The sequence below is a fragment of the Metabacillus indicus genome, assembly GCF_046603695.1.
In the GTDB taxonomy this organism is placed as follows: domain Bacteria; phylum Bacillota; class Bacilli; order Bacillales; family Bacillaceae; genus Bacillus_P; species Bacillus_P indicus.
The window spans coordinates 1978037-1991383 of sequence record NZ_CP176757.1 but is presented as its reverse complement, the minus strand read 5'-3'; the positions used below and the strand labels follow the sequence as shown (position 1 = coordinate 1991383).

The 13347-nt window shown below is 42.9% G+C and carries 17 protein-coding genes; 4 read left to right on the top strand and 13 right to left on the bottom strand.

Annotated features, from left to right (window positions below):
• Positions 1 to 110: 110 nt before the first annotated feature.
• The 3 genes from ACK1LH_RS09950 to yneA form a co-directional block, all read right to left on the bottom strand.
• Positions 111 to 341 (bottom strand): DUF896 domain-containing protein, encoded by a 231-nt coding sequence (locus ACK1LH_RS09950; protein ID WP_411335013.1) that lies wholly within the window; start codon positions 339 to 341, stop codon positions 111 to 113.
• Positions 342 to 412: 71 nt separating this feature from the next.
• The gene (locus ACK1LH_RS09945) at positions 413 to 1060 is read right to left on the bottom strand and encodes a recombinase family protein (RefSeq protein ID WP_029565662.1); all 648 of its coding nucleotides are present in this window, start codon (positions 1058 to 1060) and stop codon (positions 413 to 415) included.
• 13 nt (positions 1061 to 1073) lie between these two features.
• Complete coding sequence (gene yneA, locus ACK1LH_RS09940; RefSeq protein WP_029281133.1) at positions 1074 to 1385, bottom strand: cell division suppressor protein YneA; 312 nt, start codon at positions 1383 to 1385, stop codon at positions 1074 to 1076.
• 159 nt (positions 1386 to 1544) lie between these two features.
• On the opposite strand from yneA, the gene lexA reads away from it, so the two are divergent.
• Both lexA and ACK1LH_RS09930 read left to right on the top strand, forming a co-directional pair.
• Positions 1545 to 2165 (top strand): transcriptional repressor LexA, encoded by a 621-nt coding sequence (lexA, locus tag ACK1LH_RS09935; protein ID WP_029281135.1) that lies wholly within the window; start codon positions 1545 to 1547, stop codon positions 2163 to 2165.
• Positions 2166 to 2260: 95 nt separating this feature from the next.
• A complete protein-coding gene (locus ACK1LH_RS09930; RefSeq protein ID WP_411335012.1) occupies positions 2261 to 3703 on the top strand; it encodes a hypothetical protein in 1443 nt (480 codons plus the stop codon).
• Between the two features lie 57 nt (positions 3704 to 3760).
• Here the strand turns inward: ACK1LH_RS09930 and glnA are convergent, their stop codons facing one another.
• The 4 genes from glnA to hflX all read right to left on the bottom strand — a co-directional run bounded on the left by glnA (position 3761) and on the right by hflX (position 8198).
• The gene (gene glnA / locus ACK1LH_RS09925) at positions 3761 to 5095 is read right to left on the bottom strand and encodes a type I glutamate--ammonia ligase (protein WP_029281139.1); all 1335 of its coding nucleotides are present in this window, start codon (positions 5093 to 5095) and stop codon (positions 3761 to 3763) included.
• Positions 5096 to 5162: 67 nt separating this feature from the next.
• Positions 5163 to 5567, bottom strand: coding sequence for a MerR family transcriptional regulator (locus ACK1LH_RS09920; protein WP_029281141.1), 405 nt, complete (start codon positions 5565 to 5567; stop codon positions 5163 to 5165).
• 98 nt (positions 5568 to 5665) lie between these two features.
• Positions 5666 to 6934, bottom strand: coding sequence for an aminotransferase class I/II-fold pyridoxal phosphate-dependent enzyme (locus tag ACK1LH_RS09915; RefSeq protein ID WP_203290186.1), 1269 nt, complete (start codon positions 6932 to 6934; stop codon positions 5666 to 5668).
• Positions 6927 to 8198, bottom strand: coding sequence for a GTPase HflX (gene hflX / locus ACK1LH_RS09910; protein ID WP_029565658.1), 1272 nt, complete (start codon positions 8196 to 8198; stop codon positions 6927 to 6929). Before hflX ends, ACK1LH_RS09915 begins: the two co-directional genes overlap by 8 nt.
• A 236-nt stretch (positions 8199 to 8434) precedes the next feature.
• Here hflX and ACK1LH_RS09905 point away from each other — a divergent pair, with 236 nt between their 5' ends.
• Positions 8435 to 9037 (top strand): trimeric intracellular cation channel family protein, encoded by a 603-nt coding sequence (locus tag ACK1LH_RS09905; protein ID WP_029565657.1) that lies wholly within the window; start codon positions 8435 to 8437, stop codon positions 9035 to 9037.
• A gap of 37 nt (positions 9038 to 9074) precedes the next feature.
• Here ACK1LH_RS09905 and spoVK read toward each other — a convergent pair whose 3' ends face one another.
• The 4 genes from spoVK to ACK1LH_RS09885 all read right to left on the bottom strand — a co-directional run bounded on the left by spoVK (position 9075) and on the right by ACK1LH_RS09885 (position 11952).
• Positions 9075 to 10025 carry a stage V sporulation protein K gene (gene spoVK, locus ACK1LH_RS09900; protein ID WP_029281149.1) on the bottom strand — a complete coding sequence of 317 codons (951 nt, stop codon included), beginning with the start codon at positions 10023 to 10025 and terminating at the stop codon, positions 9075 to 9077.
• Between the two features lie 226 nt (positions 10026 to 10251).
• Positions 10252 to 10476, bottom strand: a complete 225-nt coding sequence (gene hfq / locus ACK1LH_RS09895; protein WP_029281151.1) for an RNA chaperone Hfq — start codon at positions 10474 to 10476, stop codon at positions 10252 to 10254.
• A 36-nt stretch (positions 10477 to 10512) separates the two neighbouring features.
• Positions 10513 to 11493, bottom strand: coding sequence for a tRNA (adenosine(37)-N6)-dimethylallyltransferase MiaA (gene miaA, locus ACK1LH_RS09890; protein WP_411335011.1), 981 nt, complete (start codon positions 11491 to 11493; stop codon positions 10513 to 10515).
• A 75-nt stretch (positions 11494 to 11568) separates the two neighbouring features.
• Positions 11569 to 11952, bottom strand: coding sequence for a YmaF family protein (locus ACK1LH_RS09885; protein ID WP_051827090.1), 384 nt, complete (start codon positions 11950 to 11952; stop codon positions 11569 to 11571).
• Positions 11953 to 12086: 134 nt separating this feature from the next.
• Between ACK1LH_RS09885 and ACK1LH_RS09880 the strand changes: the two genes are divergently transcribed.
• Positions 12087 to 12566 carry a hypothetical protein gene (locus tag ACK1LH_RS09880; RefSeq protein ID WP_029565654.1) on the top strand — a complete coding sequence of 160 codons (480 nt, stop codon included), beginning with the start codon at positions 12087 to 12089 and terminating at the stop codon, positions 12564 to 12566.
• Between the two features lie 37 nt (positions 12567 to 12603).
• On the opposite strand, the gene ACK1LH_RS09875 is transcribed toward ACK1LH_RS09880, so the two are convergent.
• Together ACK1LH_RS09875 and ACK1LH_RS09870 are read right to left on the bottom strand one after the other, a co-directional pair.
• Positions 12604 to 12822 (bottom strand): helix-turn-helix domain-containing protein, encoded by a 219-nt coding sequence (locus ACK1LH_RS09875; protein WP_139015475.1) that lies wholly within the window; start codon positions 12820 to 12822, stop codon positions 12604 to 12606.
• A gap of 56 nt (positions 12823 to 12878) precedes the next feature.
• Positions 12879 to 13346, bottom strand: coding sequence for a spore coat protein (locus tag ACK1LH_RS09870; protein WP_051827089.1), 468 nt, complete (start codon positions 13344 to 13346; stop codon positions 12879 to 12881).
• Position 13347: the final 1 nt, after the last annotated feature.

Below are 13347 nucleotides of genomic sequence, written 5' to 3'. Positions count from 1 at the left end.
CATACAACCATTTCGCATGGAAATGCAAAAATGAGAAGTGTAAGAACCTATTCTAATGTATTATGTGCAAAATGAAAAGGAATACATCAAAAATTGACGTATTCCAGCGATTAATGCAGATCGCGTCTGCGTTCTTCTTTTAATTTTTCAGGTGTTACATCGTTCCCGTTTGGATCCAGGACTGTAACGCCTTTTAATGTATTTTTCATAGAACCCCGGAATGCCTTAAGATATTCCTGTCTGAGTAATTGCTGTTCCTGTTTTTCCTCCGGAGAAAGACCGGACGTTTTTGATTTTCTGGACAAGGTGTTGATTCTTGCCATCTTTTCTTTTGGCAGCATGACTGCAGCTCCTTTACCTAATACAGATTTACTATCATATCGTACTAGATATGGGGGCAAAAAACAACAGATTAGACCTGTTCCTCTTTCATGTGCTCTTGATATCTTCTATGTACTGTCGCTTTAGAAACCTCATATCCAAACCCTCTTAAGGTAGCCGCAATCTCTGAGAATGTCAGTTTATTCTGTTTAAGCCTGATAATTTCGCTGACAGGCACTTCCTTCTTCTCTCTGCCGCTTCCTTTATCTCTGTTAGTAAGGTTCCTCTGAGGTTTATACCCTTTTTCAACCGCCCGCTGCATACCTCTTTTAATTTTCAGATTATGGATCTTCCGCTGATATTCTTCAACAATGCTTACAATTTCCAGAACCATGGAATCGGCTTCAGACAAAAAAAGCTTTCCATTCTGCGTGGCCGTATAGATCGTAATGCCTTCTTTTGCGAAAAAATGAATAAGGGCGATGCGGGCGTTCCCTCTCCCCAGTCTTGTCTCATCCTGAATAACAATGGCGTCAATTTTCTGTTCCTTTATACAGTCAAATATTTCAAAAATACCTTCTCTTTCAACCTCATATCCGCTCGCCTGTTCCTCAATAATCTTTTCCACATTCATGCCATGTGCTGCTGAAAGGGCCAAAAGTTCTTCTTTTTGCCGGGCGAGTGATGTCTCTTGTTCTTCTTTTCTAGTGCTGACTCTGCAGTAGATGATTGCGTTCAGTGTTCTCACTTCCCTATTTTCTTGATGCCAGCTGTGTCCCGTCATGGTAGGTTTGTTTATCAATAGGAAGAACCACAGAATCTCCTGACTTGATCACAGCTGTCGGCAGTCCGTTTTTATCCTGAACCCATTCAACGAAATCGGTTTTGGACATGCGGTGATGCTCTTCATATTGATCTGCAAGGCTCCATATACTGTCACCTTCTGCTATTTCAATGGATACATAATGATCAAGGCTTTCTTTTTCTCCTGTGTATGATAATGCAAAGACAGCTACAATGACAACTGCAAAGAAAGAAATAACGTAAGATAATGAACCTTTCAACTCAATCCCCACCTTAATAGAATGTTTGTTCGTATATTTGATAGTTTCAGTATAATGCGAACAAACGTTTCTGTCAACGCCATTTTTCGAACTTATGTTTGTATATGCAGGAAAAACATGCTATAATCAACATAAATTACAGGACGCGAGGTGGATAAAATGACAAAACTTTCAAAGAGGCAGCAGGATATCCTCACTTTTATTAAGCTTGAAGTACAAAAGAAAGGATATCCGCCATCAGTCCGTGAGATCGGCGAAGCAGTGGGCCTTGCTTCGAGCTCAACTGTGCACGGCCATCTTGCCAGGCTTGAAAGCAAAGGGCTGATCAGACGGGATCCGACAAAGCCGAGAGCGATCGAAATATTAGAAGATGAGACAGCGATGATTCCGCGTTCAAGCGTGATTAACGTTCCTGTAATCGGGAAAGTAACAGCCGGTTCCCCGATCACAGCCATTGAAAACGTCGAGGAATATTTTCCTCTTCCAGATACGTTCGCCGCATCCGATGATCAGATCTTCATGCTCGAGATTATGGGAGACAGTATGATTGAAGCCGGTATTCTTGACGGGGACATGGTTATTGTCAAACAGCAGAACACTGCAAACAACGGGGATATCGTTGTTGCCATGACAGAGGATGATGAGGCAACTGTCAAACGTTTTTTCAAAGAGAAAGATTACGTGCGCCTTCAGCCGGAAAACTCTACACTTGAACCGATTATTCTCAGACATGTTGTCATCCTGGGAAAAGTTGTTGGAGTTTATAGAAACATACACTGAAAACTTTGCTTTTACAGGCAAAGTTTTTTTATTTGCCTGTTTTGCAGCCTTCTCTCAGGGGAACATAATAATAAAAAAAAGATGAGAGGGTGCCTATGACAAAAGAACCGGCCATTCTGCGGGCGAATGCCCAATTTATTTTTCCTTTTTCATGGGACAGCGACTGCATCTCCCAGCTGACTGATGAACTTAAGGCGAACGGATTTGAATTTTTCAGCATTAACAGCAGCGCCCAGCAGACAAAATTTTACGGAGAGAAAACAAGTCTTCCCCATAAACGCCTGAAACATTATTTTATGCCGTACATAGAACAGATTCTCTTTCCGGATCAGCATCAGGATAAGGCTATAAATCGATACTCAAAATCCTTTGACAGAAAATGCACGCTTCGTACAGCTGTAAATGAATATTCTTTCAATGTCCACTCAATCGATCTGTATATATGCCCTTTTTCTGTCGGAATGATCACCATAAGGACAGAGCTGACATCAAACAGCAATACATGGTCACTGAGCGATGCACTCGATTTTATGGATCACTTCAGGGTTCTTGAACCATTTATTACAGAAGAAAAAGGAACTGTTCTTCATTCAGGACTGGGCACTTACGAAAAGATTCAGGATTTTATTTTTGAAGAGCTGTGCCCCTCTGTTGTCCCGTATATAGAAAAAAGTGAAAACAGCCAGTCAACTTACCTTGGAAGCCTTCCCTACTTTATTGACGAGAGAATGTTTGTCAGCAGTTATCTTTTGACAGAAAAGGACGCAGAGATTTCTTCGGATACTCTTTTTCGAATAGGCCACATAAATGGCTATGATCAAAACGGCAGGCCGTATATGTCCGCAAGCAATTCCGCATATATAGACCACTATCTTAAGGATCACATTTACGACAGGTGGTCACCCGGCAGCTTTCACGTTGTGAGTGATCATACATTCACTAAAATTACGAATGATGTGGGTCAGGAGAACGTGACCGCGGAAGAAATGGTTGGACAGCTCTACTACAATCTCATCCTGCATCTTTTCTATAAAATTGTTCTTCTAAAGCTTTCATACAGCTATTCACAGCTCTACATTGATCAGAAACAGGATAAAATGGAAGGTCTGATCCGCTCGATTGCTAATTTCACCGCTAAGTATATCTTTTCAGAAATCAGCAGCAGAACGGAAGGCCAGGAGCTTTCTGTTATGATGAAAGACAGGTTCAAAATTGAGACCCTCTATAAAGAAGTGAAGAATACGATGGACAGTCTTTATCAAAACCAGGAGAAGCTGGCCAGCAAACGCCACAATTCCCTGCTGCTGATCCTTACTACTTATACGGTTATTTCCGGAATCTATGGCATGAACCTTGTCATTGAGGACTGGAAAGGCAGCATAAGCTGGAACAAGCTTGCAAATTACTCTATTTTTGAATACATTTCACTCGTGGTCGCTTTATCCGGGATTGCAGTTGGTTCCATACTTGCCGTAATAGCCATAATGAGGCTGCTGAAGGACTATCTTCAAAAAAGAAAATCAGATGGAATTGACTAAAAAGCTTGATTGTGCAAAAAAACCTCAGCAGACAGCTGAGGTTTTTGAGTGTGATTCTTAGTATTGAGACATGTACTGCTCGCGTTCCCATGGGTGAACTTGAGTGCGGAACATATCCCATTCGATTTCTTTCGCTTCTACAAAATGCTCAAACAAATGCTCGCCAAGTGCGTTGATGATTACTTCGTCTGTTTTCAGAAGATCAAGAGCCTGTGCTAATGTTGCAGGAAGATCTACGATTCCATTCTCAACACGCTCTTCTTTCGTCATGACATAGATGTTGCGGTCAATCGGTTTTGGAGCAGCAAGTTTGTTTTTAATGCCGTCAAGACCAGCAGCAAGCAATACGCTCATTGCAAGGTACGGGTTTGCAGAAGGGTCAACACTGCGCACTTCTACGCGTGTGCTTAGTCCGCGTGAAGCAGGGATACGGATAAGCGGGCTTCTGTTTTGTGCAGACCAGGCAACATAGCATGGTGCCTCGTAGCCAGGTACTAGACGTTTATATGAGTTAACTGTCGGATTCGTAACAGCTGTAAAGTTTGGTGCATGCTTGATTACGCCGGCAATGAAATGTCTCGCTGTTTCGCTCAGCTCAAGTTCACTGTTTTTGTCATAGAATGAGTTCACTCCGTCTTTGAAAAGAGAGAGGTTCATGTGCATTCCAGATCCATTTACTCCAAACAGCGGCTTCGGCATGAATGTAGCATGCAATCCGTGTTTGCGCGCAATTGTTTTAACAACAAGTTTGAATGTTTGGATATCATCACAAGCTTTTACTGCACCGGCATATTTGAAGTCGATTTCATGCTGGCCAGGAGCTACCTCATGGTGAGATGCTTCAATTTCAAAGCCCATTTCTTCAAGCTCAAGCACGATGTCACGTCTGCAGTTTTCTCCAAGGTCAGTCGGAGCAAGGTCGAAGTAGCCGCCGTGATCGTTCAGCTCAAGAGTTGGTTCTCCTTTTTCGTCAAGCTTGAAAAGGAAGAATTCCGGCTCAGGCCCAAGGTTGAAGTCAGTGAATCCAAGGTCTTCCATTTCTTTCAGCATACGTCTTAAGTTGTTGCGCGGATCTCCATCAAATGGTGTGCCGTCCGGGCTGTAGATGTCGCAGATGAAACGTGCAACTTTGCCTTTTTCAGATGTCCAAGGGAAAATAACAAACGTATCAAGATCAGGATACAGATACATGTCAGATTCTTCAATGCGGACAAATCCTTCAATTGAAGATCCGTCAAACATGCATTTGTTGTCAAGTGCTTTTTCAAGCTGGCTTGCAGGAATTTCTACGTTTTTGATTGTTCCAAGGATGTCCGTGAACTGCAGTCTGATGTATTTTACGTTTTCTTCTTGTACTAAGCGTACAATATCTTCTCTCGAATACTTTGCCATTGTGAAAATCCTCTCCTAACAATACTAAGTAATATTTATTGTGAAAAATAAAGTGAAGCTGCGTTAATTAATGGAAAAATCTAGACATGTCACCCTGTCTGAGCGATGATCTCTGGAACCTTCCGGCCTGCATCAGTTCAGCTTTCAGCAGCTTTCTGAGTTCAGCGTCGGTCAGATCCGGTTTTTCCACTTTTTTAGGCTGGCCTTCTTCTTCGCGTTCCATACTTTTATCCTTAGAAGAAAAAATCTGCTTGATGCCGGCCATGTTAATGCCTTGTTCGATAAGGCTTCTTATTTCAAGAAGCGTATCTACATCATTAAATGAAAATAGGCGTCTGTTCCCTTCTGTTCTTGCAGGGAAAATCAAGCCGTTTTCTTCATAATATCGAATTTGCCTGGCAGAGAGTTCTGTCAGCTGCATGACAATTCCGATCGGGAATAAGGGCATCGAGCGTCGAATCGTATCACCCATTGTATTCCCTCCTTTTCTTAACTTAATCTTATTATATTCCATGTCATATAATGTGTCAACACTATGTTAGGAAAAATGACATTTGGATTTATATCCGATTACAGACGAATTAAATTCTTGTCCAAAAGATGATCAAGAGCAGAACAGATGGCAATTTTCACATGAGAATACGTTAATCCGCCCTGCACATAAGCTGTATACGGGGGACGCAGCGGCCCGTCTGCAGAGAGTTCTATGCTTGCTCCCTGTACAAAAGTTCCTGCAGCCATTATGACATCGTTCTCATAACCCGGCATATAGCTCGGATATGGCGTCACGTGCGAATTGACCGGTGATGCATATTGTATGGCCTGGCAAAACGCAACCATTAAATCAGACTGCTCAAACTGGACAGATTGAATAAGGTCTGTGCGGACTGCATCCCAGGACGGGTTTGTTTTAAGCCCTGCAAGTTCAAGCATCGCTGCCGTAAACACTGCACCTTTTAAAGATTGGGCAACAACGTGAGGAGCAAGGAAGAATCCCTGATACATTTCCTGAAGACTGTAGAGGGACGCGCCTGCCTCAGCCCCAATACCAGGTGATGTCATCCGGTAGGAGCATGCTTCCACCAGATCCTTGCGCCCAACGATATAACCGCCTGTTTTCGCAAGTCCGCCGCCCGGATTTTTAATAAGCGAACCAGCCATAAGATCGGCACCGACGTGACAAGGTTCAAGCTCTTCAACAAATTCACCGTAGCAATTGTCGACAAAGACAACAACATCAGGCTTAATGGATTTGACAAAGTCAATCATCTGCTTAATTTCTGCAAGAGTATAAGATGGCCTTGTGGCATATCCTTTTGAGCGCTGAATGCCGATCATCTTTGTCTTTTCTGTAATGGCAGCACCGACGGCATCATAATCTATGCCGCCGTCTTCTTTCAGTTCAACAGCCCGGTAGCCGATTTTAAATTCACTTAGAGAACCGGTGCCGCTTCCTCTGATGCCCACAATCTCTTCAAGGGTATCATAAGGCTTTCCCGTTATGTATAGAAGTTCATCAAATGGACGGAGCACTCCAAACAGGGCAATGGAGATGGCATGGGTGCCTGAAATGATCTGCGGCCTTACAAGCCCTGACTCCCCGCCGAAAACATCCGCATAAATCTGTTCCAGCGTATCCCTTCCATGGTCATCATACCCATATCCTGTAGTCGGGATAAAATGTGAGTCGCTCACTCTATGGTCTCTGTAGCTTTGAAGAACCCGGAACTGGTTCATTTCCATTCGTTCATCAATTTTTTTGTGGGTATCTCTGATTTTTTCTTCTGCCTCTGCAGCAAGCTGCGCAAGCTTATCACCGTATTTCAATTGGTTAAACATGTTTGTTTCCCTTTCTCTTATACATCTCTATCTGGCCGGAAGCTGCATGTCCCGGCAGGAAGTGTCCCTGTATTTCATAATGATTTTCTTCTTCATTAAAGGCAAAGTGCCCTACCATGGTTTCTGTTTTCAATGAAGCCAGAAGCTTGCCTTCTGAAGCAGGCACATCAATGCTGTATTCTTCCATCAGCTCCATTGAAAACGACTGGATCTTCTGTTTCAGTTTTGCAATGTCCGCATCCGAAAAAGCGCTGATCAGCACATGCTCGCCTTTCGGTGAAGGAACAAAGCCAGCCGACTGCTTATCTTGCTTGTTATATACCGTTAAAACCGGAATCGTCGTGACCTTGAGTTCTTCCAGCAGTTTATAGACCGTTTTTTCATGATTGACGTAATCTTCATTTGAACTGTCGACAACATGCAGAATTAAATCCGCCTCTTTCACTTCTTCAAGTGTAGAGCGGAACGCTGCAACAAGCGTTGTCGGCAGATCCTGAATGAATCCTACCGTATCTGTTAAAAGAGCCTGATAGCCCGATGGAAGTGTCATCTTCCTTGTCATCGGATCAAGTGTGGCAAAAAGAAGGTCTTCTTCAAATGTGCCCGCGTCTGTAATTCGGTTAAACAATGTCGATTTCCCGGCATTTGTGTAGCCGACCAGAGCTACTTGGAAAGCCTGATTTTTCTTTCTTCTTTCACGATAGCGGTTCCGGTGGCTGACAATTGCAGCAAGCTGCATCTTAATTTCATGTATGCGGGTTCTAATATGTCTTCTATCTGTTTCAAGCTGCGTTTCGCCCGGCCCCCTCGTGCCGATTCCGCCGCCCTGTCTTGAAAGATTGATTCCCTGTCCGCTCAGCCTCGGCAAAAGATACTGAAGCTGCGCAAGCTCCACCTGAAGCTTGCCTTCTTTTGATTTTGCCCGCGTCGCAAATATATCAAGTATCAGCTGTGTGCGGTCAATAATTTTCACATCAAGGGCAGCCGACAGATTGCGCTGCTGACTTGGAGAAAGCTCATCATTAAATATAATTAAGTCCGGCTCAAGCTCTTCTGAAAGAGCAAGCAGTTCATCAACTTTGCCTTTGCCTATGTATGTTGCCGGGTGAATGCGCTCTCTCTTCTGCGACAGCTGGACGAGCACTTCTCCGTTCGCTGTTTTAGTAAGGGAGGCAAGCTCGCTCATTGTATAACTGAACGCTTCATCTTCTGTCTTTGGAAGCTGGCAGCCGACCAGAATGACTTTTTCACTCCCGGTATTCATTGTCTCTTTCAAACGGGTACCATCCTTTTACTCATAATTTTGCTTCTTTATCATACCAAAAAAACAAAGAATCCACTAATGCTTTACGTTTTTACGCACATAGGAACGATTCGAAGACTATTTTAAAAGAAAAGGATTGCATTAAAGCGGATACGCATATAAAATCAAGACGGCTGCTTTCATGCAGCCGCTTCTAATTAAAGATATCTGACATTTATGAAAAAGGGGATACATATATGACGTGGGAAGTATTAAGCATCATCGGCACAATTGCTTTTGCAGTGAGCGGCGCCATTGTTGCGATGGAAGAGGAATATGATATTCTCGGGGTGTATATTCTTGGCATTGTCACCGCATTTGGAGGAGGAGCCATCAGAAATCTTCTCATCGGCGTGCCGGTTTCGGCTTTATGGGAGCAGGGGACACTCTTTCAGATCGCTCTTGTTGCCATGACGACCGTGTTTTTATTCCCCAACAACCTGCTTAAACACTGGCAGAAGTGGGGAAATTTCACCGATGCGATCGGACTTTCGGCATTCGCTATTCAAGGAGCGCTGTATGCTGCTGAGATGAATCATCCGATCAGTGCAGTTGTTGTGGCTGCAGTACTGACAGGAAGCGGCGGCGGTATTGTCAGGGATTTGCTGGCTGGAAGAAAACCGCTCGTACTGAGATCAGAAATTTATGCTGTGTGGGCTGTCCTTGCAGGCCTAATTATCGGATTTGATCTGGCCCAGTCACCTTTTCAGCTTTATACTCTATTTATTCTGCTCGTTGTTTGCAGAGTTCTCTCCTATACAAACAAATGGCAGCTTCCAAACCGCTCCATCCACCATTGAAAAAAGCCGCAGCCGCGGCTTTTTTTGTCCTTTATGTTTATTCTTTAATCACCAGATCCTGACTCAAGATCGTGACAAGTTCGTCCCGTCCCAATTGATTCGCTGTTAGAAGTCTCATCGCCTGGGAGCGGATGGATTTTTCAATGATATTTCTGACATACCTGCCATTTGAGAATTTTGACGGGGCAAGGTTTGTTTTCATGTCATTCAGATGCTCGCGGAATTTCCATTCAGCCTCTTTGCTGAATGAATATTCTCTTTCCTTCATCATGCGCTTTGAGATTTCCATCAGCTGTTCAACAGAATAATCCGGAAAATCTACCACGAGCGGAAATCTGGAATGCAGGCCGGGATTTAATGAAAGAAAATGATCCATCTCCTTGGAATAGCCCGCCAATATGAGAACAAATTCATGCTGTTTATCTTCCATATGCTTAACGAGAGTGTCAATGGCTTCTTTCCCAAAGTCCTTTTCTCCCCCGCGGGCAAGGGAATAGGCTTCATCTATAAAAAGAATGCCTCCAAGGGACTTTTTAATCAGGTCCCGTGTTTTCTGTGCGGTATGTCCAATGTATTCTCCCACAAGATCTGCCCGTTCCGCTTCAATTAAATGGCCTTTTGAGAGCACATTCATCTGGAAAAATAATTTCCCGATCAATCTGGCTACTGTTGTTTTCCCTGTGCCGGGATTTCCTTTGAACATCATATGAAGAGACTGTTTTCCTGCTTTCAGCCCCTGTTCTTCCCGCTTTTTATTAATAAAAATCCATGCATAAATTTCTTTAATCATCCGCTTCAGTTCATCCATGCCTACAAGCGTATTCAGCTCTGCTTCAATTTCATTTAATATGGCATGCTGCGGTTCTGTTTTGGGGATTTTCAGTTCATATGTGGCTGTTTCGCTGATTCGCTCATGATAGACCTTTTTCTGGCCGCTAAGAATCACATTAATTTGCCCGTTGTTTTTAAATGTGACTGCTTGATCCAAAGATGTTCACCTCACATTCTTTTATTACTATACGTTGCTTGGGGCAAAATCGTGACAAATGCCTATCTAAAAGATGAAATTATTTTTCCGCGGAGAGAATATTGCTGAATATTGATGGATTCTGCGCTTTCCCGAGAAATAAATCCATTTCCTGATCATCAGGAGACTCTTTGAAACAAGACAAATAAAAAATCAGCCTCCGCATATGAAGGCTGATTTTAACTGACTATTCTATTTCAAGGGAAACATGTTTCTGAGGCGCAAACGTTGAAATCGCATGTTTGAAAATCAGCTGCTGCTTGCCTTCTGTTTCCAGCAGGACTGTAAAGTTGTCAAATCCTTTAACAAGGCCTCTGAGCTGAAATCCGTTCAGAAGGTACACCGTTACAAATGTACTTTCTTTGCGCATTGAGTTTAAAAATTGGTCTTGGATATTGACTGTTTGTTTCATGTTTCGTCCTCCTCTTTTCTCTATGTTTTATGTATTCTAGCTTAATTGAAGCTTTCCTGCTATATAAGTGAAAATTTCATTGAATCTGTCATTTGCATCATGCGGGCTGCTTACATCAAACCATTCCACGTCCATTTTGTTGCGGAACCATGTAAGCTGGCGCTTCGCATAGCGGCGGGAGTTCTGTTTCAGCTGATCCACTGCATCTTCGAGAGAAGACTTCCCGTCAAAATAAGCGAAAAGCTCTTTATAACCGATGGCCTGTACAGACTGACAGTCACGGATTCCATTCTCATGCAGTTGTTTTGCCTCAGCCAGCAGCCCCTGCTCCATCATAAGATCAACTCGGTGATCAATCCGTTCATAGAGCTCGCTTCGCTCCATCGTTAACCCGACAATGACAAGGTCGTAAAGCAGCACTTTCTCCTGTTCGTTTAAAAACTCTGTCATCGTTTTGCCGGTGCAGCGGAAGATTTCAAGAGCCCTGATGACTCTCCTCACATTATTCGGATGAATTCTTTGAGCTGATTCCGGATCTGCATCAGACAGTTTCTTGTGTATGAATTCATTGCCTCTGGCTTCAGCTTCTTCTTCAAGCATCTGCCTGTACTCAGGATCCGATGCCTGTTCTGTAAACTGATAATCATAGATAACAGACTGAATATACATGCCTGTCCCGCCGGCAATGATTGGAAACTTGCCTCTTGAGTGAATATCGGTGATAAGTGGACGTGCTAATTCCTGAAATTCAGCGGCGGAAAACGACTCATCAGGATCTTTAATATCGATCAGGTGATGGCGCACACCATCCATTTCATCCGGTGCAGCTTTTGCCGTCCCAATATCCATCCCGCGGTAGATCTGCATGCTGTCCCCGCTTATAATTTCACCGTTCAGCCTTTTGGCAAGTTCAATGCTCAACTTTGTTTTCCCGACCGCGGTCGGTCCAATTATCACGAGCAGTTTTTCTTTCTTCAATCTGTAATCACACTTTCTTGCTTTATATCCGCTTTTCAACATCTTATCACTTTAAATCATTGAATACCAGTTTATTATTTCCAGATATCAGCACCCTCAAACGGCCTGAATGGATTAATATCCGATCGGACCGCTCGTTCTTCCGCTGAACAAATGCTGATGAACCTTTTTCTGCTGCGGAGAGTATACAACCCCTCCAAACTGAGTCGGCTCTGCTTCTGTGTAGTTTCTGTAACTTTTCCCCTCAAACAGATGATAGTGTGTGCCGTCAAGCATTGGAATGGGCGGTCCGGTCTTTACATAAAAGCGATGATAATGATTGTTGTCAAACGTGGTAACCCCTTCTACATAGTGGTAATGCCTGTCAAATGACGTGCCGTTGAGAGGTTTAGAAAATCCAAGCAGGGCATGCGTGTGACCTTCCTGTTCCTCTGTCACTCCCTGATAAAAGTGAGCATGGGGAACAGGCAGAGGCTCCCGAACATTCATTTCCTTCATAAGGCAGCTTCCTTTCAAGCTTTTTATCAAAGTATGAAAGAAAGCAAGCGAGGGTCATAAATATCTCAATATGCCGTTTTAACAAAGAAAAACAGGGAAACTAAAAGGTAATTCTAATGAGAGGGGCATGCCCGTTGTTTCAGCTTGAGGATATGATTACTTTTTTCTGGGCTTTCTTTTTTGTTTTGCCCATCGTTGCCTTCATTCATCAGCTTGGGCATTTTGTCTTTGTCTGGTTGTTTGGAGGAAAGGCTTTTTTTACATTAGGGAGAGGAAAACTTCTGCTCAGAGTCGGAAAGCTTCAAATTAATCAATATTACTTTCTGGACTCTTTTTGTCAGTATGAACGATTGAAATGGGATAGCAAATGGACACACGTCCTTGTATATGCAGGTGGATCCATCTTCAACCTGGCCTCCATCATTATCGTTAATTCTATGATTCATGCAGGGCTGCTGAATCCGCACATCTTCTTTTATCAGTTTGTCTATTTTTCTGTTTACTTTGTTTTCTTCTCGCTTCTGCCATTTAAGTATTCAGAGACACATTCGTCTGACGGCAGATCCATTTATGACGTCGTTAAGTATGGAAGCAGCTGCAGTCAGTTTGACTGATGTAAAAGAAGAAGCCTAACCGGCATTCTTCTTTTTGCTACAAATAATCTATAGTATCGGCATATAGTTCATATCTTTTTACACCAAGCACGCGACAAATGTCTGCAATCTCATTTGAGGTTGCTCTTCTTGTATTTCTTTCAATAGATAATAAGTGAGAAACAGAGAGATTTAAACTTTCAGCCATACATCCTAATGGTATACCTCTCGTTTCTCTTAGTTCTCTAATTCTTTTACCTATTTTTATAATTATCAATCCCTTTACAGTATTAAGGTGTCCCCAGAAACAGGAACACCCCTTTTAAACGAGCTTTATAGGATATCTAAGCTTAGTGCAAGAGCTGCCAATACTTGAATTAGTAATTGAATTGTAATAACTAGATCCAGATCTAATGCTCCTACGTTAACGTTATGAGAATCTTTGATAAGAATTTCTTGCTCATTTACTTGATCAATACTTGTGAATTGGAATAATTCTTCACTGAAGCGGTCAGCCTGTTCAATATCATCAGCAAACGAAAGTCTGATAATGAGAACAATTGCAGCTTGAATAGCAGCCTGAAGCGCAAGTGCAGCCTGAACATCAATTGTCAGTACATTTACATCTGTAGAATCAACAATACTGATTTTCTCAGTTGAACGCTGACCTGCTTGAACAGATTGTCTTGCTCTTTGAGATACTCCATTCGCATTTCCAATGCCGCTGCCGCCCATATCCATTTCGCCTGCAACTTCTTCAGTACCTGCGCAGTCAGAAAAAATGACTCTGTTTCTTCCCATG

What these genes read in the sequence shown, in the direction of transcription:
- ACK1LH_RS09905 (WP_029565657.1), top strand. Translation starts at nt 8,435, where the DNA reads ATGACGTGGGAAGTATTAAGCATCATCGGCACAATTGCTTTTGCAGTG.
- ACK1LH_RS09920 (WP_029281141.1), bottom strand. Translation starts at nt 5,567, where the DNA reads ATGGGTGATACGATTCGACGCTCGATGCCCTTATTCCCGATCGGAATT.
- hflX (WP_029565658.1), bottom strand. Translation starts at nt 8,198, where the DNA reads ATGAATACCGGGAGTGAAAAAGTCATTCTGGTCGGCTGCCAGCTTCCA.
- glnA (WP_029281139.1), bottom strand. Translation starts at nt 5,095, where the DNA reads ATGGCAAAGTATTCGAGAGAAGATATTGTACGCTTAGTACAAGAAGAA.
- ACK1LH_RS09930 (WP_411335012.1), top strand. Translation starts at nt 2,261, where the DNA reads ATGACAAAAGAACCGGCCATTCTGCGGGCGAATGCCCAATTTATTTTT.
- ACK1LH_RS09950 (WP_411335013.1), bottom strand. Translation starts at nt 341, where the DNA reads ATGCTGCCAAAAGAAAAGATGGCAAGAATCAACACCTTGTCCAGAAAA.
- ACK1LH_RS09885 (WP_051827090.1), bottom strand. Translation starts at nt 11,952, where the DNA reads ATGAAGGAAATGAATGTTCGGGAGCCTCTGCCTGTTCCCCATGCTCAC.
- ACK1LH_RS09915 (WP_203290186.1), bottom strand. Translation starts at nt 6,934, where the DNA reads ATGTTTAACCAATTGAAATACGGTGATAAGCTTGCGCAGCTTGCTGCA.
- lexA (WP_029281135.1), top strand. Translation starts at nt 1,545, where the DNA reads ATGACAAAACTTTCAAAGAGGCAGCAGGATATCCTCACTTTTATTAAG.
- ACK1LH_RS09870 (WP_051827089.1), bottom strand. Translation starts at nt 13,346, where the DNA reads ATGGGAAGAAACAGAGTCATTTTTTCTGACTGCGCAGGTACTGAAGAA.
- hfq (WP_029281151.1), bottom strand. Translation starts at nt 10,476, where the DNA reads ATGAAACAAACAGTCAATATCCAAGACCAATTTTTAAACTCAATGCGC.